The organism is Streptomyces composti, assembly GCF_012034205.1.
Classification (GTDB): Bacteria; Actinomycetota; Actinomycetes; order Streptomycetales; family Streptomycetaceae; genus Streptomyces; species Streptomyces composti.
This window is the reverse complement of record NZ_JAATEM010000010.1, coordinates 83,156-107,194: the sequence shown is the minus strand read 5'-3', so window position 1 is coordinate 107,194 and position 24,039 is coordinate 83,156. Positions and strand designations below refer to the sequence as shown.

At 71.5% G+C, this 24,039-nt stretch carries 20 protein-coding genes; 11 read left to right on the top strand and 9 right to left on the bottom strand.

The window, feature by feature from the left end:
• The first annotated feature begins 580 nt into the window (after positions 1–580).
• Positions 581–1,414, top strand: coding sequence for an HAD family hydrolase (locus tag HCJ93_RS10350; protein WP_167993350.1), 834 nt, complete (start codon positions 581–583; stop codon positions 1,412–1,414).
• Between the two features lie 426 nt (positions 1,415–1,840).
• Here HCJ93_RS10350 and HCJ93_RS10345 read toward each other — a convergent pair whose 3' ends face one another.
• Positions 1,841–2,665, bottom strand: a complete 825-nt coding sequence (locus HCJ93_RS10345; protein ID WP_167993349.1) for a Fic family protein — start codon at positions 2,663–2,665, stop codon at positions 1,841–1,843.
• Positions 2,666–2,766: 101 nt separating this feature from the next.
• Between HCJ93_RS10345 and HCJ93_RS10340 the strand changes: the two genes are divergently transcribed.
• Positions 2,767–3,837 (top strand): ATP-binding protein, encoded by a 1,071-nt coding sequence (locus HCJ93_RS10340; RefSeq protein WP_240967533.1) that lies wholly within the window; start codon positions 2,767–2,769, stop codon positions 3,835–3,837.
• Positions 3,838–3,932: 95 nt separating this feature from the next.
• On the opposite strand, the gene HCJ93_RS10335 is transcribed toward HCJ93_RS10340, so the two are convergent.
• Positions 3,933–5,174 carry a polysaccharide deacetylase family protein gene (locus tag HCJ93_RS10335; RefSeq protein ID WP_167993347.1) on the bottom strand — a complete coding sequence of 414 codons (1,242 nt, stop codon included), beginning with the start codon at positions 5,172–5,174 and terminating at the stop codon, positions 3,933–3,935.
• Positions 5,175–5,468: 294 nt separating this feature from the next.
• On the opposite strand from HCJ93_RS10335, the gene HCJ93_RS10330 reads away from it, so the two are divergent.
• From HCJ93_RS10330 to HCJ93_RS29385, 6 genes are all read left to right on the top strand, one after another.
• On the top strand, positions 5,469–7,997 hold the full coding sequence (locus tag HCJ93_RS10330; RefSeq protein WP_167993346.1) for a SulP family inorganic anion transporter: 2,529 nt from the start codon (positions 5,469–5,471) through the stop codon (positions 7,995–7,997).
• 372 nt (positions 7,998–8,369) lie between these two features.
• Positions 8,370–10,325 carry an acetate--CoA ligase gene (acs, locus tag HCJ93_RS10325; protein WP_167993344.1) on the top strand — a complete coding sequence of 652 codons (1,956 nt, stop codon included), beginning with the start codon at positions 8,370–8,372 and terminating at the stop codon, positions 10,323–10,325.
• A 293-nt stretch (positions 10,326–10,618) separates the two neighbouring features.
• The gene (gene nhaA, locus HCJ93_RS10320; RefSeq protein WP_167993342.1) at positions 10,619–12,154 is read left to right on the top strand and encodes a Na+/H+ antiporter NhaA; all 1,536 of its coding nucleotides are present in this window, start codon (positions 10,619–10,621) and stop codon (positions 12,152–12,154) included.
• Positions 12,155–12,256: 102 nt separating this feature from the next.
• Positions 12,257–12,754, top strand: coding sequence for a phage holin family protein (locus tag HCJ93_RS10315; protein WP_167993341.1), 498 nt, complete (start codon positions 12,257–12,259; stop codon positions 12,752–12,754).
• Positions 12,751–13,698 (top strand): alpha/beta fold hydrolase, encoded by a 948-nt coding sequence (locus HCJ93_RS10310; protein WP_167993339.1) that lies wholly within the window; start codon positions 12,751–12,753, stop codon positions 13,696–13,698. The genes HCJ93_RS10315 and HCJ93_RS10310 overlap by 4 nt, the downstream gene beginning before the upstream one ends.
• Before the next feature lie 94 nt (positions 13,699–13,792).
• Complete coding sequence (locus HCJ93_RS29385; protein WP_167993337.1) at positions 13,793–13,975, top strand: hypothetical protein; 183 nt, start codon at positions 13,793–13,795, stop codon at positions 13,973–13,975.
• 48 nt (positions 13,976–14,023) lie between these two features.
• Here HCJ93_RS29385 and HCJ93_RS10300 read toward each other — a convergent pair whose 3' ends face one another.
• From HCJ93_RS10300 to nth, 3 genes are all read right to left on the bottom strand, one after another.
• On the bottom strand, positions 14,024–15,223 hold the full coding sequence (locus HCJ93_RS10300) for a MarP family serine protease (protein WP_167993336.1): 1,200 nt from the start codon (positions 15,221–15,223) through the stop codon (positions 14,024–14,026).
• Between the two features lie 48 nt (positions 15,224–15,271).
• The gene (locus HCJ93_RS10295) at positions 15,272–15,967 is read right to left on the bottom strand and encodes an NUDIX hydrolase (RefSeq protein WP_167993328.1); all 696 of its coding nucleotides are present in this window, start codon (positions 15,965–15,967) and stop codon (positions 15,272–15,274) included.
• A 115-nt stretch (positions 15,968–16,082) separates the two neighbouring features.
• Positions 16,083–17,129 carry an endonuclease III gene (gene nth, locus HCJ93_RS10290; protein ID WP_167993477.1) on the bottom strand — a complete coding sequence of 349 codons (1,047 nt, stop codon included), beginning with the start codon at positions 17,127–17,129 and terminating at the stop codon, positions 16,083–16,085.
• A 494-nt stretch (positions 17,130–17,623) separates the two neighbouring features.
• On the opposite strand from nth, the gene HCJ93_RS10285 reads away from it, so the two are divergent.
• Entirely contained in the window at positions 17,624–18,298 is a 675-nt protein-coding gene (locus tag HCJ93_RS10285; protein ID WP_010031945.1) for a Crp/Fnr family transcriptional regulator, read from the top strand.
• 248 nt (positions 18,299–18,546) lie between these two features.
• Here the strand turns inward: HCJ93_RS10285 and HCJ93_RS10280 are convergent, their stop codons facing one another.
• The 4 genes from HCJ93_RS10280 to sp36 all read right to left on the bottom strand — a co-directional run bounded on the left by HCJ93_RS10280 (position 18,547) and on the right by sp36 (position 21,233).
• The gene (locus HCJ93_RS10280; RefSeq protein ID WP_167993326.1) at positions 18,547–19,377 is read right to left on the bottom strand and encodes an MBL fold metallo-hydrolase; all 831 of its coding nucleotides are present in this window, start codon (positions 19,375–19,377) and stop codon (positions 18,547–18,549) included.
• On the bottom strand, positions 19,374–20,255 hold the full coding sequence (locus HCJ93_RS10275) for an NUDIX hydrolase (protein WP_167993325.1): 882 nt from the start codon (positions 20,253–20,255) through the stop codon (positions 19,374–19,376). Before HCJ93_RS10275 ends, HCJ93_RS10280 begins: the two co-directional genes overlap by 4 nt.
• A 355-nt stretch (positions 20,256–20,610) precedes the next feature.
• Complete coding sequence (locus HCJ93_RS10270; protein WP_167993323.1) at positions 20,611–21,078, bottom strand: RidA family protein; 468 nt, start codon at positions 21,076–21,078, stop codon at positions 20,611–20,613.
• Complete coding sequence (gene sp36 / locus HCJ93_RS10265; RefSeq protein ID WP_009189813.1) at positions 21,075–21,233, bottom strand: Sp36 family protein; 159 nt, start codon at positions 21,231–21,233, stop codon at positions 21,075–21,077. Before sp36 ends, HCJ93_RS10270 begins: the two co-directional genes overlap by 4 nt.
• Positions 21,234–21,454: 221 nt before the next feature.
• On the opposite strand from sp36, the gene bagA reads away from it, so the two are divergent.
• Positions 21,455–22,432, top strand: a complete 978-nt coding sequence (gene bagA, locus HCJ93_RS10260) for an ATPase BagA (protein ID WP_167993321.1) — start codon at positions 21,455–21,457, stop codon at positions 22,430–22,432.
• Between the two features lie 172 nt (positions 22,433–22,604).
• A complete protein-coding gene (gene bagB / locus HCJ93_RS10255; RefSeq protein WP_167993320.1) occupies positions 22,605–24,002 on the top strand; it encodes an ATPase BagB in 1,398 nt (465 codons plus the stop codon).
• Positions 24,003–24,039 lie beyond the last annotated feature (37 nt).

Genomic DNA, 24,039 nt, shown 5'->3' with positions numbered 1-24,039 from the left:
CGTCCCCCTTCGCTGCGTGTCTCGCGCAGCCCCTGCGGCCCCGCGATTCCCAAACGTGTGAAGAACCGGCATGGGCCGCCTTAAGGGCGGCCGACAGAAACCGGCCAAACGCGACCCCGGTAAACGGAACGGGCAGAGAACTCGCCGCGAGCGGGTCGCGCAGGAATCACGGTGCAGGGATCGGGAAATGGAAGGGGATCTTGGTCGAAAACTGTGGACAAGTCGGCCGTTGTGAATATCGCCTTCACCCATACAGGTGAGTGCGGCTCACGTTCCGGTCCGGACCCGCAGCGCAGCCCGAGAATTACCCACAGTAACAAGTCATGCGCATGCCAAACCCTGGCCCGCAGCGAGCGCCCGGTCGCCACCAGGGCCATCATGAGAGCGAGAAAACCCACCCGGACATGCGACGACCCCCGCCGGGGGGGAGAGCGGGGGTCGTCCCCACGGCCGACTCGGGGGGGGAGGAGTCGGGCCGGGTTAGCACGGTCGCGCGAACGATCCGTGACTTCCATGGTGTACCCGAGAGCCCTCTCAGGCAAACCCACGCGCCCTACCTTACGCCGAATGAGGTGCGCCTATGCTCAGGAGCGTGGAAAACCACTCCTTGCCGCGCACAGCCGCCTTCTTCGACCTGGACAAGACGGTCATTGCGAAGTCGAGCACGCTCACGTTCAGCAAGTCCTTCTACCAAGGCGGCCTGATCAACCGCAGGGCTGTGCTGCGCACCGCATATGCCCAGTTCGTCTTCCTCGCGGGAGGCGCGGATCACGACCAGATGGAGCGGATGCGCAAGTACCTGTCCGCGTTGTGCCGTGGCTGGAACGTCCAGCAGGTCAAGGAGATCGTGGCCGAGACGCTGCACGACCTGATCGACCCGATCATCTACGACGAGGCCGCCACCCTCATCGAGGAGCACCATGCCGCGGGCCGGGACGTGGTGATCGTGTCCACCTCGGGTGCCGAGGTGGTGGAGCCGATCGGCGAGCTGCTGGGCGCGGACCGGGTCGTCGCCACCCGCATGGTCGTGGGCGACGACGGCTGCTTCACCGGCGAGGTGGAGTACTACGCCTACGGCCCGACCAAGGCCGAGGCGATCCGCGAGCTGGCCGAGTCCGAGGGGTACGACCTGGCCCGCTGCTACGCCTACAGCGACTCGGCGACCGATCTGCCGATGCTGGAGGCGGTGGGCCACCCGCACGCGGTGAACCCCGACCGCGCGCTGCGGCGCGAGGCGGTCGCCCGCGCATGGCCGATTCTCGACTTCCACCGCCCGGTGCGGCTCAAGCAGCGCCTGCCCGAGTTCTCCGTGCCGGCCAGGCCCGCACTGATCGCGGCCGTCGCCGTCGGAGCCGCCGCGGCAACCGCCGGTCTGGTCTGGTACGCCAGCCGCCGCCGACCCGCGTCCGTTTAGCTCCTCTTTGAACCCAAAAGTAAAGAAGCAGAGCCAACCCTTCCGTTGGCTTCGGTCCTGGAGTACAAAGGAATTAACGGCCCGCGAGACCAAGGGAATCCGAAAGGATCACCTTCGGAACGCATTTGGCCCCACGGACCGAGCATGGAAACCGGGCACCCACGCGACGTCGACCCGTCGATTACGGGCCAGCCGCACCAGGTGACGGGCAAGGTTCCCGACCTGATGGGCAATTGTTCGAGGACGCTTGGTAACCCGGTGGACATGCCAGCGGCGGTACGACTCCTCGTACCGCCGCATTGGTGTGCCAGGGGCCAGGTCAGCATGCCGGAAAGCCCGGTGCTCGGGTCACCGCGCCGGAAGGCCCGTGGACCGTCTCGGCCGGCCCGGTCACGAGAAGGTTCGGGTCCGGCTCGGCCGCCGAGCTCAGGCCGCGCCGCGCTGCAGCGCCTCGCAGACCGCCGTCGACTCACGCGCCCCCAGCTCGACCGCCCGGCCGCAGTGCGCGATCCAGGCGGCCACGCCCTCGGGCGTCCCGGAGACATAGCCCTCCAGCGCGGCCAGATACGCCTCGCGGCCCAGCTCCGCGTAGCCCACCTCGGCCGGGCAGACCGACTTCGGATCGAGTCCGCTGCCGACCAGCACGACGCGTTCGGCGGCGCGCGCGACCAGGCCGTTGTGCGAGACGAAGGGCCGCAGCGCGAGCAGCTCCCCGTGCACGATCGAGGCCGTCACCAGCGCCGGTGCGGAACCGCCGGCGATGATCACCTCGGCAAGGCCGTCCAGCCGTCCGTGCATCTCCGCGGCGCCCGGCAGGTCGAGCGTGAGCAGCGGCTCGTCGACCGGCTCGCCCTCCTTGCGCGGGCGGCCGACCTGCTCCGCCTTGTCCGCGGCCGCCACCAGATGCAGCCGGGCCAGCACCCGCAGGGGCGACTGCCGCCAGATGGACAGCAGCTGCCCCGCCTCGGCGGTCAGCCGCAGCGCCGCGCCCATGGTGCGCGCCTCGCCGTCACCGCTGAAGTCGGTGCGCCGGCGCACCTCCTCCAGCGCCCAGTCGGCGCCGGCCAGCGCCGCCGAGCCACGGGCGCCGCGCAGCGCCGCCTCGGAGGTGATCTCGTTGCTGCGCCGCCGCATGACCCGGTGCCCGTAGACCCGGTCGACGGCCTTGCGCACGGACTCCACGGAGTCGGCCACGCCGGGCAGGGAGGCCAGGGCGGCGAGCGGGTCGGCGGACGCGCCTGTCGTACTCATGAGTACGACCCTACGCACCTCGCGCGCCCACCCCACGATGGAGTGGTCTTCTTCACGCCCCGCTGCCACTTACAGTCATCACGGCACTACGCTTGGTGAACATGAAAATTGCTTTCGTCGGGAAGGGCGGCAGCGGCAAGACGACCCTGTCCTCCCTGTTCATCCGCCATCTGACGACCGAGGGCGCCCCGGTCGTCGCGGTCGACGCCGACATCAACCAGCATCTGGGCGCCGCGCTGGGGCTCGACGAGGCGGAGGCGGCCCGGCTGCCCGCGATGGGCGAGCACCTCCCCCTGATCAAGAACTATCTGCGCGGCACCAACCCGCGCATCGCCTCCGCCGAGACGATGATCAAGACGACCCCGCCCGGCGAGGGCTCCCGGCTGCTGCGGGTCTGCGAGGACAATCCGGTCTACGAGGCCTGCGCCCGCCCGGTGGAACTCGACGGCGGCACCGCGCGTCTGATGGTCACCGGCCCCTTCACGGACGCCGACCTGGGGGTCGCCTGCTACCACTCCAAGACCGGAGCCGTGGAGCTCTACCTGAACCACCTGGTGGACGGCCCCGGCGAGTACGTCGTGGTGGACATGACGGCGGGCTCGGACTCCTTCGCCTCCGGCATGTTCACCCGCTTCGACATCACGTTCCTGGTGGCCGAGCCGACCCGCAAGGGGGTCTCCGTCTATCGCCAGTACAAGGAGTACGCCCAGGACTACGGCGTCACGCTGAAGGTCGTCGGCAACAAGGTGCAGGGTCCTGAGGACCTCGCCTTCCTCCGCGACGAGGTCGGCGAGGACCTGCTGGTGGCGGTGGGCCACTCGGACTGGGTCCGGGCCATGGAGAAGGGCCGCCCGCCCCGCTTCCGCCTCCTGGAGGAGCCCAACCGCGAGGCGCTGCGCCTGCTGCACACGGCCGCCGACGCCACCTACGAGCTGCGCGACTGGGAGCGCTACACCCGACAGATGGTGCACTTCCACCTCAAGAACGCCCGCACCTGGGGCAACGAGCGCACCGGGACCGACCTGGCCGCGCAGGTCGACCCCGATTTCGTGCTCGGTGAGAGCGAACCCGCGGGAGCAGGGACGGGAGCGGGAGCAGGAACGGGCGCCGGCGCGGGGGCACGGGACGGCGCGCAGGCGAGGGCGGGCGCGAGCGTCACCGCCGGCGCCTGACACCCGCGCCCGCCTCGTCCTGCGCCCTCACCCGATCCCCCCGTTCCCTGCGCCCCGCGCCCCCTGGTCACGCACCGGCGCCCCGCGCGTCCTGCTCAGCCCTTCGCCGCCGGCGCCCCGGGCACGCCCTTGGGCGCCGGTGCGGGATGTGCTTGGAGGAAGGACTTCCAGCCCTTCTCGGGGGCCTCGCCGACGCCCAGCGTGCGCAGCTTCTGCAGCACCTTCGGGTCCTGGGCGTCCAGCCAGTCCGCCAGCTGCCGGAAGGACACGCACCGCACGTCGGACTTGTTGCACACCGTCTCGATGACCTCCTCGACGGCCCGCATGTACGTGCCGCCGTTCCAGGACTCGAAGTGGTTGCCGATGATCAGTGGCGCCCGGTTGCCGTTGTAGGCGCGCTCGAAGCCCTGGAGCAGGCCGTCACGCATCTGATCGCCCCACAGCCTGTGCTTGGCGGGGTCGCCCTGGGTGGCGGTGCCCGACTGGTTGACCATGAAGTTGTAGTCCATGGTCAGCTGCTCGAAGCTGTGACCGGGGAACGGCACCAGCTGCATCGACAGGTCCCACAGGCCGTCCTCCTTCTTCGGCCAGACCTGGTTGTTGACGCCGCTGGTGTCGTAGCGCAGGCCCAGGTCGCGGGCCGCCTTCATGAAGTTCTCCCGGCCCTCCAGGCACGGCGTCCGGGCGCCGATCAGCTCCTTGTCGTAGTCGAAGGGCAGCGGCGAGGCGTTCGTCATGCCGGTGTTGGTCTTCCAGGTCTTGACGAATCGTTTCGCCTGGGCGATCTCGTCCTTCCACTCCGCCACCGACCACTCGCCGACGCCGCCTTTGCCGCAGAAGTGCCCGTTGAAGTGGGTGCCGATCTCATTGCCCTCCAGCCACGCCAGCCGGAGCTGCTTGACGGTGTCGGCGATGCCCTGGGGGTCGTTGAAGCCGATGTCGGAGCGGCCCGGGGAGTGCTGCGGCGGCCGGTACAGATCGCGCTTGTCCTCCGGGAGCATGTACACACCGCTCAGGAAGTACGTCATGGTCGCGTTGTTCTCCCGGGCGACCTTGCGGAAGTGGGAGAACAGCTTCTGGCTGTCCTCGCCCGCTCCGTCCCAGGAGAACACGACGAACTGGGGCGGCTTCTCGCCCGGCTTGAGCCGCTCGGGCCTGGGCAGATGCGGCTGCGCACCGGTGTAGGCGGTGGAGCCGTCGCCGATCAGGCGGACCACGTTCTTCGGCGCGGGTGCGGGCTTCGCCTTGCTCGGCGAGTCGGTGCCGCAGCCGGCAAGGGAGGCTGCGCCGACCGCGGCCATCACGGTGCCCGCGGCGATCTTCCGGGTGGCGGCCATCCGTCCACCTTCTTCCTTCTCTCGGGCCAACCCTGCTGAGGGCGATCTCCGCCAAGCTCGCACGGAAGAGAGAAGGAATTAATACGACAAGCCGATGAAATAGCTGCTTCACCCGACAGAGGGATTCATTCCTCCATTTGCCATAAAAGTCTAGGTTTTGTCTTTACTCTGAATTGCGATTCGTTTACCCATTGTTGAAGCCAGCAGTTCGTTCCGTTCGGCCGTTCTTCCGGCCCCCGTCCCCGCTGGCACATCCCGCCGTCCGCGATTGCTCACCCCGAGGAGACGGGAACCATGTCCGCCTGTGTCCCCGCCCATGCCCGAGGCCCGAAGCCCACCGAGCGCACTCATCCCCCGCACAGCCCGCCCCCTCCGGGCCGACGGCGCTTCCGCATCGCGGGCAGCGATGTCTCGGCCTCGATCACGGTCTTCCTGATCGCCCTCCCGCTGTCCCTCGGCATCGCCCTCGCCACGGGCGCCCCTCTCCAGGCCGGTCTGGTCGCCGCCGCCGTCGGCGGGCTGGTCGCCGGACGCCTCGGCGGCTCTCCACTGCAGGTCAGCGGCCCCGCCGCCGGCCTGACGGTGGTCACCGCCGACCTCATCCAGCAGTACGGCTGGCGCACCACCTGCGCCATCACCGTCCTCGCCGGGCTCGTCCAACTCGCCCTCGGCAGCCTGCGGGTGGCCCGCACCGCCCTCGCCGTCAGCCCCGCGATCGTGCACGGCATGCTCGCCGGCATCGGCGTCACCATCGCCATCGCCCAGCTGCACATCGCCCTGGGCGGCACCCCGCAGAGCTCCGTCCCCGACAATCTCCGCGCGCTGCCCGCCCAGTTGGCACAGCTGCGTCCCGACGCGGTGTCGGTGAGTCTGCTGACCCTGGTGGTGCTGCTCCTGTGGCCGAGAATCCCCGGCCGGGCGGGAGAGCTGCTGCGCAAGCTCCCGGGCGCGCTCGTCGCCGTCGCCGGTGCCACCGCCGTCGCCGCACTGGCCGGCCTGGCGGTGCCCCAGGTGCACCTGCCGTCCTGGAGCAGCCACGCCCTGGCCGGGCTGCCCGAGGGTCCGGTGCTCGGGCTGATCGCGGCCGTGCTCACCACCACGCTGGTGTGCAGCGTGGAGTCGCTGCTGAGCGCCGTCGCGGCGGACAAGCTGGCCGGCTCCCGCCCCGGCCCGGTTCCGGTCAAGCGCTCCGACCTGGACCGCGAACTGCTCGGCCAGGGTGCCGCGAACGTCGTCTCCGGCTCGCTGGGCGGGCTGCCGGTGACCGGGGTCGCCGTGCGTACCGCGGCCAACGTCCAGGCGGGTGCGGTGAGCCGGAACTCCACGATGCTGCACGGCGTTCTCGTAGTGATCGCCGCGCTGCTGATGGTCCCGCTCCTGGAGCTCATCCCGCTCGCCTCGCTCGCCGCCCTGGTGATGGCCATCGGCATCCAGATGGTGTCCCTGCACCACATCCGCACGGTGACCCGCCACCGGGAGGCCCTGGTCTACGCCGTCACCACCCTCGGCGTGATCTGTCTCGGCGTCCTGGAGGGAGTGGCGCTGGGCATCGCCGTGGCCGTCGGCGTCGCCCTGCACCGGCTGACCCGCACGCGTATCACGCACGAGGAGGAGGCGGGAGTCCATCACGTCCATGTCAGAGGCCAGTTGACGTTCCTCGCCGTGCCGCGGCTCAGCCGCGCCCTGCATCAGGTGCCCCAGGGGGCGGACGTCGTCGTGGCGCTGGACGGGTCGTTCATGGACCACGCCGCCTACGAGACGCTGCAGGACTGGCAGCAGACCCACACCGCACACGGGGGCACCGTGCGGATGACCGGACGCCGGTCCGGCGTCCGCATCGCCGAACCCGCCGACCTCGCCGCAGATCCCGCCCGCGGCACGGCCGCGCGCAACGGAGCCGCCGGACGCGCCCCCTCCGGCGACGGCTGCCGCTGCCGCCCCTGGACGCCGTGGCGCAACCACCAGTGCGAACGCCCACCGGCGGTCAACCCGCCGCCCGAAGAGAGGAGCACGTCCGACGGCACGTTCACCCCCGCCGCGGAGGCCACCGAGCCCGCACCCGGCGGCACCGCTCCCGCCGGCGCCACACCCGCACCCGCACCCGCCGGCACCCCGCCCGCCCACGTCACCGGTGCCGTCGACGCCACGTCACCCGGCGCAGGAGGGGTGCAACTCGTCCGCGGCATCAGCGCGTTCCAGCGCAACACCGCCCCGCTGGTCCGCGAGGAGCTGGCCCGGCTGGCGCGCGAGGGGCAGCGGCCCACCCAGCTGTTCCTGACCTGCGCCGACTCCCGGCTGGTCACCTCGATGATCACCTCCAGTGGTCCGGGCGACCTGTTCGTGGTGCGCAACGTCGGCAACCTGGTGCCGGCGCCCGGGGAGGAGAGCGGGGACGACTCGGTGGCGGCAGCCATCGAGTACGCGGTGGACGTGCTGGCCGTACGCTCCATCACGATCTGCGGGCACTCGGGGTGCGGCGCGATGCAGGCGCTGCTCGGCACCCCGGTGTCCGGCGACGGCACTCCGCTCGGACGGTGGCTGCGGCACGGCCGGCCCAGCCTGGAGCGCATGGGCGGCGGGAGCGCGCCCCGGCTGGCGGGGAGACCCACGGCGGACGCGGTGGAGCGGCTCTGCCTGACCAATGTGGTCCAGCAGCTGGAGCATCTGCGCGCCCACCAGTCCGTGGCCCGTGCCCTCGGCGCCGGGAGGCTGGAGCTGCACGGGCTGTACTTCCACGTCGGCGAGGCGCAGACGTATCTGCTCACCGAGACGGACCGGGAGCCGGTGTTCGAGCGGGTGCGTGAGGTGGACCTGGCGGTGTGAGCGGACTGCCCCTGCGGACCCGAGTCCGCCCGGGGCCGCGAGAGCACCCGCCCCGGTGTGTGCCCGGGTCGCCAGGGCACCCGCCCCGGTGTGTGCCCGGGTCGCCAGGGCACCCGTCCGGGTGCCCTGCCCCGACCGTCCGGTGTGAGGGGCGTTACACCCCTTGAACCGGCTTGCTCCGCCGCCCGTGGGAAGGGGTGACCGGGCACACCGGTCCGAGCCGCGAGCCCCGAACACAGCAAACAGACCGCACACCGGACAGGTCTAAACCAATGTGCCGTCGACCCTTGTCAGCGCACCCTCGGGTCTGATGAGCTGTGGCCTGGGACACAACGGACACCCTGAACGGACACCCTGGGAAAGGCAGATGCCGTGAGCAATGAGAGCCTGGCCAACCTTTTGAGGGAGGAGCGTCGCTTCGCGCCGCCCGCTGACCTGGCCGCGAACGCCAACGTCACGGCTGAGGCGTACGAACAGGCCAAGGCTGACAGGCTCGGTTTCTGGGCCGAGCAGGCCCGCCGACTGACCTGGGCCAAGGAGCCCACCGAGACCCTCGACTGGTCGAACCCGCCGTTCGCCAAGTGGTTCAAGGACGGCGAGCTCAACGTCGCCTACAACTGCGTCGACCGGCACGTGGAGGCCGGCCACGGCGACCGGGTCGCCATCCACTTCGAGGGCGAGCCCGGCGACAGCCGCGCCATCACCTACGCCCAGCTCAAGGACGAGGTCTCCAAGGCCGCCAACGCCCTGCTGGAGCTGGGAGTCCGCAAGGGCGACCGGGTCGCCGTCTACATGCCGATGATCCCCGAGACGGCGATCGCGATGCTGGCCTGCGCTCGCATCGGCGCCGCCCACTCGGTGGTCTTCGGCGGCTTCTCGGCGGACGCACTCGCCACCCGCATCGAGGACGCCGACGCCCGCGTCGTCATCACGGCCGACGGCGGCTACCGGCGCGGCAAGCCCTCCGCGCTCAAGCCGGCCGTGGACGAGGCCGTCAACCGGGTGGACCAGGTCGAGCACGTCCTCGTGGTCCGCCGCACCGGCCAGGAGGTCGCCTGGACCGAGGGCCGCGACGTGTGGTGGCACGACCTCGTCGACCGTCAGAGCACCGAGCACACCCCGGAGGCGTTCGAGGCGGAGCACCCGCTGTTCATCCTCTACACCTCGGGCACCACGGGTAAGCCGAAGGGCATCCTGCACACCTCCGGCGGCTACCTCACCCAGACGGCGTACACGCACTGGGCGGTCTTCGACCTCAAGCCGGAGACCGACGTCTACTGGTGCACGGCCGACGTCGGCTGGGTCACCGGCCACTCGTACATCGTCTACGGCCCGCTGGCCAACGGCGCCACGCAGGTCATGTACGAGGGCACGCCCGACACCCCGCACCAGGGCCGCTTCTGGGAGATCGTGCAGAAGTACGGCGTGACCATCCTCTACACCGCGCCGACCGCGATCCGGACGTTCATGAAGTGGGGCGACGACATCCCCGCGAAGTTCGACCTCAGCAGCCTGCGCGTGCTGGGCTCCGTCGGTGAGCCGATCAACCCCGAGGCGTGGATCTGGTACCGCAAGAACATCGGCGCCGACCGCACGCCGGTGGTGGACACCTGGTGGCAGACCGAGACCGGCGCCATGATGATCTCGCCGCTGCCCGGCGTCACCGAGGCCAAGCCCGGGTCGGCACAGCGCCCGCTGCCCGGCATCTCCGCGACCGTCGTCGACGACGAGGCGAACCCGGTGCCCAACGGCGGCGGTGGCTATCTGGTCCTCACCGAGCCCTGGCCGTCGATGCTGCGCACCATCTGGGGCGACGACCAGCGGTTCATCGACACCTACTGGTCCCGTTTCGAGGGCAAGTACTTCGCCGGAGACGGTGCCAAGAAGGACGACGACGGTGACATCTGGCTGCTCGGCCGGGTCGACGACGTGATGCTGGTGTCCGGGCACAACATCTCCACCACCGAGGTGGAGTCCGCCCTGGTCTCCCACCCGTCGGTCGCCGAGGCGGCCGTGGTCGGCGCGGCCGACGAGACCACCGGCCAGGCGATCGTCGCCTTCGTGATCCTGCGCGGCACCGCCGACGAGACCGAGGACCTGGTCGCCGAGCTGCGCAACCACGTCGGCGCCACGCTCGGCCCGATCGCCAAGCCCAAGCGCATCCTGCCGGTCGCGGAGCTGCCCAAGACCCGCTCCGGCAAGATCATGCGCCGGCTGCTGCGCGACGTGGCGGAGAACCGCCAGCTGGGTGACGTCACCACCCTGACCGACAGCACCGTCATGGACCTCATCCAGGCGAAGCTGCCGCAGGCACCCAGCGAGGACTGAGCCTCCGGCTGAAGGGCCGGGACCGGATCACCGGTCCCGGCCCTTCACGCGTCACCCGGACGGGCAGCCGGGATCACGGACAACGCGTCTCGCTCAACCTGGTGTGCTGCCCGGACCGGCGCCGCCCTGCCGCGCTGCTCCACCCGCCCGAGGGCGGAGTCGTTCCAGCTTCTCGCGCTGGTCGTCCCGCCTCACGGTGATCGTCCCGCTCCCGCGGGCGGGCGCCCCGCCCTGCACGCTTTGCGAGGTCCACGGGTAAGCTCGAATGCGCGTAGGACAAGTCCAAGATCGTCATGGTGCGCCGGGAAGTCTGGTCGGCATGTGTGTCCGTGCTGTCCCCCGACCTGGAGATCCCCGCTGTGTCCGCTCCGTCCCGCACCCCCTCTTCCTCCTCTTCCTCGGGTTCCTCGCGTTCCTCGCGCAAGGTCTTCGGGCTGCTCTCGCTGCCGGAGCGGAACTTCGTCGCGGAGGCGCTGCGCACCGAGACCGTCGGCGGCGTCCTGCTGCTGATCGCCGCGGTCGCCGCGCTGGTCTGGGCGAACGTTCCCGCCCTGCACGACAGCTACGAGAGCGTCAGCCACTTCCACTTCGGCCCCGCGGCACTGGGGCTGAACCTGTCGGTGGCGCACTGGGCGGCCGACGGACTGCTGGCGATCTTCTTCTTCGTGGCCGGGATCGAGCTGAAACGCGAGCTGGTCGCCGGTGATCTGCGCGATCCGCGGGCCGCGGCGCTGCCGGTCGTCGCCGCGCTGTGCGGCATGGCGGCTCCGGCCGTCGTCTACACGATCACCGCGGGCGTCGGCGGCGGGTCGCTGGCCGGCTGGGCGGTGCCCACCGCGACCGACATCGCCTTCGCGCTCGCCGTGCTCGCCGTCATCGGCACCTCCCTGCCGAGCGCGCTGCGGGCCTTCCTGCTCACCCTGGCCGTCGTCGACGACCTCTTCGCCATCCTGATCATCGCGGTGTTCTTCACCGAGTCGCTGAACTTCCCGGCGCTCGGCGGCGCCGTCGCCGGCCTGGCCGTGTTCTGGCTGCTGCTGCGCAAGGGGGTGCGCGGCTGGTACGTGTACGTGCCGCTCGCGGTGGTGATCTGGGCGCTGATGTACAACAGCGGCATCCACGCCACCATCGCCGGTGTCGCCATGGGCCTGATGCTGCGCTGCCACCGCCGGGAGGGCGAGGAGCACTCGCCGGGGGAGCACATCGAGCACCGGGTGCGACCGCTGTCGGCGGGCCTCGCGGTGCCGCTGTTCGCGCTGTTCAGCGCGGGTGTCACCGTCTCGGGCGAGGCGATCGGGAAGGTGTTCACCACCCCGGAGACGCTGGGCGTGGTGCTCGGCCTGGTCGTCGGCAAGGCACTGGGCATCTTCGGCGGCACCTGGCTGACGGCCCGCTTCACCCGGGCCTCGCTCAGCGACGACCTGGCCTGGTCGGACGTGTTCGCGGTGGCCGTGCTCGCCGGGATCGGCTTCACCGTGTCGCTGCTCATCGGCGAGCTCGCCTTCGAGAAGGATCCGGCGATGACGGACGGCGTCAAGGCCGCCGTCCTCACCGGTTCGCTGCTGGCGACCCTGCTGGCGTCGGTGCTGCTGAAGTTGCGCAACGCCACCTACCGCAGGATCGCCGAGGAGGAGGAGCGCGACGAGGACCACGACGGGATCCCGGACGTCTACGAGGCGGACGACCCGGAGTACCACCTGCGCATGGCCGGGCTCCTGGAGCGGAAGGCCGCCGAGCACCGGCGGCTCGCCGAGGAGAAGGCCGCCGAACGACAGCGGCTTGCTGAAGTGGCGGGCGGGGCAGGCGAGGACGGGGACCGTCGGGCATGATCTGACGAGACGGTACAAAAGCGGGACGGAAGTCGTCACCACCGCACGCAGACGAGCCGGCAGACGAGCCAGCACCTCGGTCGGCAGGAGAGGGAGACCGCGATGAGCGCACCCGACGGCAGCCCGGTCGGCGCCGAACGCAGCATCGGACAGCTTTTCGCCACCGCGACGGCAGAGATGTCGGCGCTGGTGCACGACGAGATCGCGCTGGCGAAGACGCAGCTCAGGCAGGACGTCAAGCGGGGCGCGACCAGCGGCGGCGCCTTCTTGGCGGCCGGGGTCCTGCTGCTGTTCTCCCTGCCGATGCTCAACTTCGCCCTGGCGTACGGCATCCGCACCTGGAGCGGCTGGAACCTCGCGGTCTGCTTCCTGCTGTCGTTCGCGGCGAACGTGCTGATCGCCGGCCTGCTCGGGCTGATCGGCGTGGTCTTCGCCAAGAAGGCCAAGCAGGGCCGCGGCCCGCAGAAGGTCGCCGCGTCGGTGAAGGAGACGGCGGGCGTGCTGCAGAACGCCAAGCCGCACCCGCGCCCGGAGCGCAAGGAACTGCCGCAGGACCGGGCCCCGGAGGCCATCGAGGCTGTGGCACGCTCGTCCTCATGACGGACCCAGCCCCTTTCCCGGAGCAGAGCGCCTCGGTCGTACGCCTCGACGTCCCCGGGGCCGAGGTCACCCACCGGGATGTCGCCGCCAATGGCGCCCGTTTCCACATCGCGGAAGCGGGTGACGGGCCGTTGGTGCTGCTGCTGCACGGCTTCCCGCAGTTCTGGTGGACCTGGCGGCACCAGCTGACCGCGCTGGCCGACGCCGGGTTCCGTGCTGTCGCCATGGACATGCGGGGCGTGGGCGGCAGCGACCGCACCCCCCGCGGCTACGACCCGGCCAACCTCGCCCTGGACCTCACCGGGGTGATCCGGTCCCTCGGCGAGCCGGACGCCGCGGTGGTCGGCCACGACCTGGGCGGATACCTGGCGTGGACGGCGGCGGCGATGCGCCCCAAGCTGGTGCGGCGACTCGCGGTCGTGTCCATGCCGCACCCGCGGCGCTGGCGTGCCGCGATGCTCGCCGATGTGCGGCAGTCGGCGGCGCTCTCCCACATCTGGGGGTTCCAGCGCCCCTGGATCCCCGAGCGGCGGCTCACCGCGGACGACGGCGCCCTGGTCGCCCGGTTGATCCAGGACTGGTCGGGGCCGGGCCTGCCGGACGAGAAGGCCCTGGAGGTCTACCGGCGGGCCATGTGCATCCCCTCCACGGCCCACTGCGCCATCGAGCCCTACCGCTGGCTGGTGCGCTCGCTGGCCCGCCCCGACGGCTTCCAGTTCAACCGGCGGATGAAGCGGCCGGTCCGGGTGCCCACCCTGCATCTGCACGGCTCGCTCGACCCGGTGATCCGCACCCGCAGCGCGGCCGGCTCGGGCCAGTACGTGGAGGCGCCCTACCGCTGGCGGCTGTTCGACGGACTCGGACACTTCCCCCACGAGGAGGATCCGGTCACTTTCTCCACAGAACTGGTCAACTGGCTGAAGGACCCCGAGCCGGATCGGTAACCGATCGGACGCGGCCCGTACTTGCCCCGCGCATAAGCCAATTGGGCACCCGTCAGGCGGTTATCGACCTTGGGGCGGGGGCAGACGTCGGGGTATGGGCTGGACGCACGACTACAGTGACGCAAGCCGCAATCGCCGCTCGGCGAGCGGTGTCGGAACCCACCAGCGAGGCGGTGCACCGCAGATGGCAGGTACGACCCTCAGGGTGGGAATCCCGCGCATTCTCCGTCGCCGGGCCCGCTGGGTCTCCGTACGCCTGCGCCACCCCAAGGGCTGACCGCCGCCCGCCCGTTGCCGGCGCCCCGCCACGCCGCTCGCGCCCCACTCACAGCGCGCAGCTGTCGCTGTCCACCTCGCGGTTGGCGGCACGCCCCTTGGCGATGTCCTCCCGGATCTCGTCCACGGTGAGCGCGTACCCGGTCTCGGCGTCGTCGCGGGACTTGGCGAAGACCACGCCGTAAACCTCCCCCTCGGGCGTCAGCAGCGGGCCACCGGAGTTGCCCTGCCGGACGTTGGCGAACAGGGAGTACACATCGCGCCGGACCGTGCCCCGGTGGTAGATGTCCGCGCCGTTGGCCGTGATGCGGCCGCGCACGCGCGCCGAACGCACGTCGTACGCGCCGTTCTCCGGGAAACCGGCGACGATCGCGCTGTCACCGCTGCTCGCGTCCCTGGACGAGAAGTGCAGCGGCGGGGCCTTCATGTCCGGCACGTCGAGCACCGCGATGTCGCGCTCCCAGTCGTAGAGCACGACCGTGGCGTCGTATCTGCGGCCCACGCCCCCTATCTGCACGGTCGGTTCGTCGACACCGCCCACCACGTGGGCGTTGGTCATCACCCGGCGGTCGGCGAAGACGAACCCGGTGCCCTCCAGCACCTTGCCGCAGCTCTCGGCGGTGCCCATCACCTTGACGATGGAACGCTGGGCGCGGGCGGCCACCGGGCTGTCGGCCAGCGCCGGGTCCGGGGGCTGGACGTCGTTGATCGGCTCGTTGGCGAACGGGCTGAAGACCTGCGGGAAACCGTTCTGGGCGAGGATGGAGGAGAAGTCGGCGAACCAGGTGTCGGCGCGGTCCGGCAGCACCCGGGACACCCCGAGCAGCACCTTGGAGCTGCGCACCTCCTTGCCCAGCGCGGTCAGCGTCGTACCGGCGAGCGCCGAGCCGATTAGCCAGGCGACCAGCAGCATCGCCACCACGTTCACCAGGGCGCCGCCGGTCGCGTCGAGCGCCCGGGCCGGGGACCAGGAGATGTAGCGGCGCAGCTTGTTGCCGAGGTGCGTGGTCAGCGCCTGACCGACGGAGGCGCACACGATCACCACGACCACCGCGACCACGGCCGCGGTGGTGCCGACCTCGGCGTCGTCCGTGAGGGCGTCCCAGATCACGGGCAGCACGTACACGGCGGCGAGTCCGCCGCCCAGGAACCCGATCACCGACAGGATGCCGACGACGAAGCCCTGGCGGTAGCCGACCACCGCGAACCAGGCAGCGGCGATCAGCAGCAGGATGTCCAGCACGTTCACCGCTTCAAGCCTCGCCTCGTCATTCGCCTCGCTCCGGCGCCCACCCTGTCATGACCGCCAGTCCAGGGGGACCTGCCGGTCGCGGTTCCAGGGGCGCTCCCATCCGGCGAAGTGCAGCAGACGGTCGATGACCCCCGCGGTGAAGCCCCACACCAGAGCCGACTGAACCAGGAACGCCGGCCCCCTGTAGCCGCTGGGATGAACCGTGGTCGCACGGTTGGCCGGGTCGGTCAGATCCTCGATCGGCACGGTGAAGACCCGGGCCGTCTCGTTCGGGTCCACCACGCCGACGGGGCTGGGCTCGCGCCACCAGCCCAGCACCGGCGTGACCACGAAGCCGCTCACCGGGATGTAGAGCTTCGGCAGCACGCCGAAGAGCTGGACACCGGCCGGATCGAGCCCGGTCTCCTCCTCGGCCTCGCGCAGCGCGGCCCGCAGCGGCCCGTCGCCGAGCGGATCACCATCCTCCGGGTCGAGCGCCCCGCCCGGGAAGGACGGCTGCCCGGCGTGCGAGCGCAGCGATCCCGCCCGCTCCATCAGCAGCAGCTCGGGGCCCCGCTCGCCCTCGCCGAACAGGATGAGCACGGCGGACTGGCGGCCCGAGCCGTTCTCCGGCGGCAGGAAGCGGCTCAGCTGGCGCGGAGCGATCGTCTCCGCCGCCCGCACCACCGGGTCCAGCCACTCGGGCAGGTCCTCCTTGGTGATCGTCACCGGCCCGCCCCGGGTGTTGCTCGCCCGCGTCATCGCCACCCCACTCGTCCCGGCCCGCAGAGGCGTGTCTGGTCCTGCGGATGCAACGCCCCGGGGCCCCGAGATCGTTCCGCGGCCCAGCCGTGCCGGCGGCGGCTGCCGCATCCGCTCATCCGGCCCCCAGCGGGGGTGCGGGGCGGCCGCCCGCGTCCAGGTAGGCCTGCGGCGGCTTCAGACGCTGGCCCGGCAGGCCGGCCTTCTCGTACTTCAGCAGCTTCTTCGCCTTCTCCGGGTCCGTCTCGCCCTCACCGTACGAGGGGCAGAGCGCGGCGATGGGGCAGGCGCCGCAGGCGGGCTTGCGGGCGTGGCAGATGCGGCGGCCGTGCCAGATCACGTGGTGCGACAGATCGGTCCACTCGCTCTTGGGGAACAGCGCCGCGACGGCCGCCTCGATCTTGTCGGGGTCGGTCTCGTCCGTCCACTTCCAGCGGCGCACCAGGCGCTGGAAATGGGTGTCCACGGTGATGCCGGGCCGGCCGAAGGCGTTGCCGAGCACCACGAAGGCGGTCTTGCGGCCCACGCCGGGCAGGGAGACCAGGTCCTCGAGGCGGTCGGGGACCTCACCGCCGAACCTCTCCACCAGCGCCTTGGAGAGGCCCATCACCGAGCGGGTCTTGGCGCGGAAGAAGCCGCAGGGGCGGAGGATCTCCTCCACCTCCTCCGGGTTGGCTGCGGCCAGGTCCTCCGGGGTGGGGTACTTCGCGAAGAGGGCCGGGGTCGTCTGGTTGACGCGCAGGTCCGTGGTCTGGGCCGACAGGACGGTGGCGACCAGCAGTTGGAAGGGGTTCTCGAAGTCCAGCTCCGGGTGGGCGTACGGGTACACCTGGGCGAGCTCGCGGTTGATCCGGCGCGCGCGGCGCACCAGCGCGGTGCGGGACTCGCCCTTGCCAGGGCGGACGACGGTCTTCGCGGGCGCGGCCTTGACCGCGGCGGTGGCCTTCTTGGGTGCGACGAGGGGTTTCCCGGCCACGGGGGCCTTCTTGACGGCGGCCTTCTTCGCCGGTGCGGCCTTCTTGGCGGCAGCCTTCCTCGCCGGTGCGGCCTTCTTTGCAGCAGGCTTCGCGGGGGAGGTCTTCTTGGCGGCGGTCTTCTTCGCGGCAGTTTTCTCCGCGGCAGTCTTCTTCGCGGCGGACTGCTGGGCAGCAGCCTTCTTCACCGCCGCCTTCTTCGTGGCCGCCCTCTTCGTCGTCGCGGGCTGCGCTGTCGCCTGCTCGGCAGGCGCGGCCCCCTCCGCCACCTGCTCGGCCGATGCCGTCGCCTCCTGCGCCGCAGCCTCGTGCACAGCCGGATTCCCGGCAGGGGCCGCCCGCTCGGCGGCGGCCTTCCTCGCCGCTTCCGTCGTTTCCCTACCGCTATCGGGGCTCTGTTCGCCCACAGCGGAATCGCGACCTACCGCCACCCGCGCAGCCCCCTCTGCCTGTGCTCTCACCGGCGATTTGGACACCCGGCCAGCCTACGGCCCGGCACCGACATCCGCCCCGGACCCGGAAGATCGGCGCCCAATTGGACCCCTGCCGCGTACCCCGGCGGGACGGTGCGGCATCCTTGTGACAGATCACACTGTTTGGACCGTCAGGCAAAATGGGCACCACGGTCCCCTGGTACGTGGGGGAGCAAGATCCCCCGAGCAGGTCGACAAGGAGATAACTCGTGGACGACGTTCTGCGGCGGAACCCGCTCTTTGCGGCGCTCGATGACGAGCAGGCCGCGGAGCTTCGCGCCTCCATGAGTGAGGTGACCCTGGCACGGGGCGACTCCCTGTTCCATGAGGGCGACCCCGGAGACCGGCTCTACGTGGTCACCGAGGGCAAGGTCAAGCTGCACCGCACCTCCCCCGACGGCCGCGAGAACATGCTCGCCGTCGTCGGCCCCGGCGAACTCATCGGCGAGCTGTCGCTCTTCGACCCGGGCCCGCGCACGGCCACGGCCACCGCGCTGACCGAGGTCAAGCTGCTCGGCCTCGGCCACGGCGACCTCCAGCCCTGGCTGAACGCCCGCCCCGAGGTCGCCACGGCCCTGCTGCGGGCCGTCGCGCGCCGCCTGCGCAAGACCAACGACGCCATGTCCGACCTGGTCTTCTCGGACGTCCCGGGCCGAGTTGCCCGCGCCCTGCTGGACCTGTCCCGCCGCTTCGGCGTGCAGTCCGAGGAGGGCATCCACGTGGTGCACGACCTGACCCAGGAGGAGCTGGCCCAGCTGGTCGGCGCCTCCCGCGAGACGGTCAACAAGGCCCTGGCGGACTTCGCCCAGCGCGGCTGGCTGCGCCTGGAGGCCCGCGCGGTGATCCTCCTGGACGTGGAGCGCCTGGCGAAGCGCTCCCGCTGACGCCGGGCCCTTCCGTACGCCTCTTCCCCGCACCTGTTCTCTACGTCGTACGCCTGAGCCCCCACCCCCGCCGGTACGGGAGGCGGGGCTCGGCCGTGCTCCGGGGCCGCCGGGGCAGGGGGCTGCCGTTCCGGCCCCCGGGGCTACTGTTGCCGGACCGCCGGGGCCGCTGTCTCCGGACCGCCGGGGCGGCTGTCTCCGGACCGCCGGGGCGGCTGCTGTTTCCGTGGTTCAGGCGTCCAGGGTACTCAGATCAGCCCGTGCTCCCGCAGGTACTCCAGCTGGGCGCGTACGGACAGCTCCGCGGCCGGCCACAGGGAACGGTCCACGTCCGCGTAGACATGGGCGACCACCTCGGAAGGCGTGCGGTAGCCGTCCTCGACGGCGGTCTCGACCTGGGCGAGGCGGTGGGCGCGGTGCGCGAGGTAGTACTCGACGGCGCCCTGGGCGTCCTCCAGCACGGGCCCGTGACCGGGCAGGACGGTGTGCACGCCGTCGTCGACCGTGAGCGAGCGCAGGCGGCGCAGGCTGTCCAGGTAGTCGCCGAGGCGGCCGTCCGGATGGGCCACCACGGTCGTGCCGCGCCCCAGGATGGTGTCGCCGGTCAGGACGGCCTGGTCGGCCGGCAGGTGGAAGCTGAGGGAGTCCTCGGTGTGGCCCGGCGTCGGCACGACCCGCAGTTCGAGGCCGCCGACGCGGATCACGTCCCCGGCGCCGAGCCCCTCGTCGCCCAGCCGCAGCGCGGGGTCCAGGGCTCGCACCTTGGTGCCGGTCAGCTCGGCGAACCTGCCCGCGCCCTCCGCGTGATCGGGGTGACCGTGCGTCAGCAGGGTCAGGGCGACGCGCTTGCCGGCCTCCTCGGCCGTGGCGACGACCCGGCGCAGGTGGTCTTCGTCCAGCGGGCCCGGGTCGACGACCACCGCGAGGGAGGAATCCGGCTCGGACAGGATCCAGGTGTTCGTGCCGTCCAGGGTCATCGCTGAGGGGTTGGGCGCCAGGACGTTCACCGCGCGCGGGGTCGCGGGGCCGGAGACGACCTGGCCCCGGGGCTGGCCCGGCAGGGTGCTGGCGTTCGTCATGCGGGGGCTCCCCCGGTCGGTATGTGCTTGGTGAACTCGTCGTGCCCCGGCCAGGAGAGCACGATCTGGCCGTCCACCAGGCGCGCGGAGGCCAGCACCGGCGTGAGATCGCGGTCGGGCGCCGCCTCGAGCGCCTCGGCCGCGCTGCTGTACGGCATCAGCTGGCGCAGGGTCGCGATGGTCGGCGGCATCATCAGCAGCTCCCCCCGGTCGTAGGCGGCGGCCGCCTCGCGCGGGGGGATCCAGACCGTGCGGTCGGCCTCGGTGGAGACGTTCCGGGTGCGCTGGCCGTCCGGCAGCGCGGCGACGAAGAACCAGGTGTCGTAGCGGCGCGGCTCGAACTCCGGGGTGATCCAGCGCGTCCAGGCGCCGAGCAGGTCGGAGCGCAGGACCAGACCGCGCCGGTCGAGGAACTCCGCGAAGGAGACCTCGCGGGCGACCAGGGCCGCACGGTCGGCCTCCCAGTCGTCGCCGGTGGTGTCACCCACCACGGCGTCGGCCGTCGGCCCCGCGAGCAGGACGCCGGCCTCCTCGTACGTCTCGCGCACGGCGGCGCAGACGATCGCCTGGGCGCCCGTCTCGTCGACGCCGAGCCGCTCCGCCCACCAGGTGCGGGAGGGTCCCGCCCAGCGGATCTGCCGCTCGTCGTCGCGCGGGTCCACACCGCCGCCGGGGTAGGCGTAGGCGCCGCCGGCGAAGGCCATGGACGTACGACGGCGAAGCATGTGCACGACAGGGCCGTCCGGGGTGTCCTTGAGCAGCATCACGGTGGCCGCCCGCTTGGGCGCGACCGGTGTCAGCGACCCACTGGCGAGCGCCCGGATCCGGTCCGGCCACTCCGGCGGGTACCACTGCCCATCAGCCTGCACATTCGCCATGGCCGGAGGCTATCCGCTGACGCCCGGATGTTCGAGTGCCGGGCCGCTCCGCGGGGGTCCGCGGGCGCGGGGGCGAGCAGGCGGGCCGGCATCTGCTGCGCCCCGCGCTCGGGGGCACGCGCATGAGTCCTCGCCCCTCAGCGAGCGGGACACGCCCCCGAACGCAGGGCGAGCGGGGCGCGCCCGAACCACCGGGCCGCCGGACAGGAGGGCTGCCCCGGGCTCCACCCGGAGAGGCCGGACAGACCGGACAGGCCACACGACGGCCCGGAAAGGGCCGGACAGGCCGGACAGGCCGCACGGCGGCACGGAAGGGCCGGACAGACCGCATGTGGGCAGCCCGTCCGGGCCCGGGTCACGCCTGGGTCAGTTCCACCTGGATCTCGACCTCGACCGGTGCGTCCAGGGGGAGTACCGCGACGCCCACCGCGCTGCGTGCGTGGACGCCCTTGTCGCCGAGGACCTCGGCGAGCAGCTCGCTCGCGCCGTTGAGGACGCCCGGCTGGCCGGTGAAGTCGGGGGCGGAGGCGACGAAGCCGACCACCTTGACGACGCGCGCGATCCGGTCCAGGTCACCGGCGACGGACTTGACCGCGGCGAGGGCGTTCAGCGCGCAGGTGCGCGCCAGCTCCTTGGCCTCCTCCGCGGTGACCTCCGCACCGACCTTGCCGGTGACCGGCAGCTTGCCGTCCACCATGGGGAGCTGGCCCGCGGTGTAGACGTACGGACCCGACTGCACGGCCGGCTGGTACGCCGCCAGCGGCGGGACGACCTCCGGCAGACTCAGACCCAGTTCGGCGAGCTTCGTCTCGACAGTGCTCATGCCTGCTTCTCTCGCTTCAGGTAGGCCACCAGCTGCTCCGGGTTCGGCCCGGGCACGACCTGGACGAGTTCCCAGCCGTCCTCGCCCCAGGTGTCCAGGATCTGCTTCGTGGCATGGACGAGCAGCGGCACAGTCGCGTATTCCCACTTGGTCATGGGCCGACTCTAGCCGCCCGTCCCGGCGCACAGGCGACGGCGTCCGGCTCGGCCCGGGCGGCCTTCGGGCAGCACCATGAACAGCGACAGGAACAGCACCATGAACAGCGACCTGACCGGTCGCGTGAACCGTGACGTGAACCGTCACATGAACGGTGACATGTCCGCGGAAGTCGGCCCGGAGCCGCCGGGGCGCACACCGAGCATTTAGGCTCGAAGACGTGAGCAGGCTCCAGGTCGTCAGCGGCAAGGGCGGAACCGGCAAGACCACGGTGGCCGCGGCCCTCGCGCTGGCCCTGGCCACGGAAGGGAAGCGGACGCTTCTCGTCGAGGTCGAGGGCCGCCAGGGCATCGCACAGCTCTTCGAGACGGAGGCGTTGCCCTACGAGGAGCGGAAGATCGCCGTCGCTCCGGACGGGGGCGAGGTGTACGCCCTCGCCATCGACCCCGAACTGGCCCTTCTGGACTACCTCCAGATGTTCTACAAGATGGGCGGCGCCGGCCGCGCGCTCAAGAAGCTCGGTGCCATCGACTTCGCCACCACGATCGCCCCCGGTCTGCGGGACGTGCTGCTGACCGGCAAGGCGTGCGAGGCGGTGCGCCGCAAGGAGCGCAGCGGGCGGTTCGTCTACGACTACGTCGTGATGGACGCCCCGCCGACCGGGCGCATCACCCGTTTCCTCAATGTCAACGACGAGGTGGCCGGGCTCGCCAAGATCGGCCCGATACACAATCAGGCGCAGGCCGTGATGCGGGTGCTGAAGTCGCCGGAGACGGCGGTGCACCTGGTGACGCTGCTCGAGGAGATGCCGGTCCAGGAGACCGCGGACGGCATCGCCGAGCTGCGCGCGGCCCGGCTGCCGGTCGGACGGGTGATCGTGAACATGGTGCGTCCTGCCCTGCTGGACCCGGCCGACCTGGAACTCCTCGGCACCGTCGAGCGTTCCTCCGTCGCACGGGCACTGTCGTCGGCCGGCCTCGGTGGCGCACGCCGCGGCGGACACGCCGAGCGGCTGGTGGACCCCTTGCTCGAGCAGGCGCGGGAGTACGCAGAGCGGTACGCGCTGGAGGCGGAGCAGCGCGCCGTACTGGAGGACCTCGGCCTGCCGCTGCACGAGCTGCCGCTGTACGCGGACGGCGTGGACCTCGCGGCCCTCTATCAGATGGCCCGCGAGCTGCGCGGACAGGGCGTCTCGTGAACCGTCACGAGACGTGCCGCCCGCCGTACGCGCCACGCGTGTCGTCACCAGCCGGACGTGCCGTGACGTGCCGGCCGTGCAGAACGAGACCGGACGAGACCGGACGAGACCGGATGCGCGCGAGCGACCGGACGTGTCGAAGGTTGTGGACGCATCGGAAGCAGGGGATGACATGAGCCGTCCGGAACCGGCCCAGGCCGCCCAGGCGCACGAGCGAGCCGCCCGTCAGCGCCTCTCCCCCGCCCGGGTCCTCGACATCGACCCGCTGATCGAGGATCCGCAGACCCGGATCATCGTGTGCTGCGGCGCGGGCGGCGTCGGCAAGACGACCACCGCCGCGGCCCTGGGGCTGCGCGCGGCCGAGCGGGGCCGCAAGGTGGTGGTCCTCACCATCGACCCGGCCCGCCGGCTCGCCCAGTCGATGGGCATCGACTCGCTGGACAACACCCCGCGCCGGGTGAAGGGCATCGACGACTCCGCGGGCGGCGAACTGCACGCCATGATGCTCGACATGAAGCGCACCTTCGACGAGATCGTCGAGGCGCACGCGGACCCCGAGCGGGCCGCCGCGATCCTGAGCAACCCCTTCTACCAGTCGCTCTCCGCGGGCTTCGCGGGCACGCAGGAGTACATGGCGATGGAGAAGCTGGGCCAGCTGCGGGCCCGGGACGAGTGGGATCTGATCGTCGTGGACACCCCGCCGTCGCGCTCCGCGCTGGACTTCCTGGACGCGCCCAAGCGGCTGGGCTCCTTCCTCGACGGCAAGCTCATCCGGGTGCTGCTGGCCCCGGCGAAGGCCGGCGGCCGCGCCGGGATGAAATTCCTGAACGTCGGCATGTCGATGATGACCGGCGTCCTGGGCAAGCTGCTGGGCGGTCAGCTGCTGAAGGACGTGCAGACGTTCGTGGCGGCGATGGACTCCATGTTCGGCGGATTCCGTACGCGCGCGGACGCCACCTACCAGCTGCTCCAGGCGCCGGGGACGGCGTTCCTGGTGGTGGCGGCCCCGGAGCGGGACGCGCTGCGCGAGGCCGCCTACTTCGTGGAGCGGCTGGCCGCGGAGCGGATGCCGCTCGCCGGTCTGGTGCTCAACCGGGTGCACGGCAGCGGTGCCGACCGGCTGTCGGCCGAGCGGGCGGTCGCCGCGGCGGAAAATCTTGAGGAGTCCCGCATTGTGGATCAGGAGGACGGGAAAGCTGGTTCTCGTACCTCTCCCGGCAACTCCCCGAGCACATACGACAGTTCAGAATCACCGGCTCGCGACGAGCCCGGCGTTTCCGCCGGGCCGGCCGACCCCGTCGAGTCCACCGCTCCCGACGAAGGCTCCCCCGCCGACGCGGAACGTTCGGTGGACCGTTTCACCGCGGGCCTGCTGAGGCTGCACGCCGAACGGATGCACCTGCTGGCGCGCGAGCAGCGCACACGCGACCGCTTCACCGCGCTCCACCCGGAGGTGGCGGTGACGGAGGTGGCCGCGCTGCCCGGCGATGTCCACGACCTGGCGGGGCTGCGGGACATCGGCGACCGGCTCGCGAACAACCGGCCCGAGCTGCCCGAGCCGGGCGCGTAGCGCCGGCCGCGTCGTTCCGCCATCTCTGTCCCTGGCC

What these genes read in the sequence shown, in the direction of transcription:
- HCJ93_RS10350 (WP_167993350.1), top strand. Translation starts at nt 581, where the DNA reads ATGCTCAGGAGCGTGGAAAACCACTCCTTGCCGCGCACAGCCGCCTTC.
- HCJ93_RS10345 (WP_167993349.1), bottom strand. Translation starts at nt 2,665, where the DNA reads ATGAGTACGACAGGCGCGTCCGCCGACCCGCTCGCCGCCCTGGCCTCC.
- HCJ93_RS10340 (WP_240967533.1), top strand. Translation starts at nt 2,767, where the DNA reads ATGAAAATTGCTTTCGTCGGGAAGGGCGGCAGCGGCAAGACGACCCTG.
- HCJ93_RS10335 (WP_167993347.1), bottom strand. Translation starts at nt 5,174, where the DNA reads ATGGCCGCCACCCGGAAGATCGCCGCGGGCACCGTGATGGCCGCGGTC.
- HCJ93_RS10330 (WP_167993346.1), top strand. Translation starts at nt 5,469, where the DNA reads ATGTCCGCCTGTGTCCCCGCCCATGCCCGAGGCCCGAAGCCCACCGAG.
- nhaA (WP_167993342.1), top strand. Translation starts at nt 10,619, where the DNA reads ATGGTGCGCCGGGAAGTCTGGTCGGCATGTGTGTCCGTGCTGTCCCCC.
- HCJ93_RS10315 (WP_167993341.1), top strand. Translation starts at nt 12,257, where the DNA reads ATGAGCGCACCCGACGGCAGCCCGGTCGGCGCCGAACGCAGCATCGGA.
- HCJ93_RS10310 (WP_167993339.1), top strand. Translation starts at nt 12,751, where the DNA reads ATGACGGACCCAGCCCCTTTCCCGGAGCAGAGCGCCTCGGTCGTACGC.
- HCJ93_RS29385 (WP_167993337.1), top strand. Translation starts at nt 13,793, where the DNA reads ATGGGCTGGACGCACGACTACAGTGACGCAAGCCGCAATCGCCGCTCG.
- HCJ93_RS10295 (WP_167993328.1), bottom strand. Translation starts at nt 15,967, where the DNA reads ATGACGCGGGCGAGCAACACCCGGGGCGGGCCGGTGACGATCACCAAG.
- HCJ93_RS10280 (WP_167993326.1), bottom strand. Translation starts at nt 19,377, where the DNA reads ATGACGAACGCCAGCACCCTGCCGGGCCAGCCCCGGGGCCAGGTCGTC.
- HCJ93_RS10275 (WP_167993325.1), bottom strand. Translation starts at nt 20,255, where the DNA reads ATGGCGAATGTGCAGGCTGATGGGCAGTGGTACCCGCCGGAGTGGCCG.
- HCJ93_RS10270 (WP_167993323.1), bottom strand. Translation starts at nt 21,078, where the DNA reads ATGAGCACTGTCGAGACGAAGCTCGCCGAACTGGGTCTGAGTCTGCCG.
- sp36 (WP_009189813.1), bottom strand. Translation starts at nt 21,233, where the DNA reads ATGACCAAGTGGGAATACGCGACTGTGCCGCTGCTCGTCCATGCCACG.
- bagB (WP_167993320.1), top strand. Translation starts at nt 22,605, where the DNA reads ATGAGCCGTCCGGAACCGGCCCAGGCCGCCCAGGCGCACGAGCGAGCC.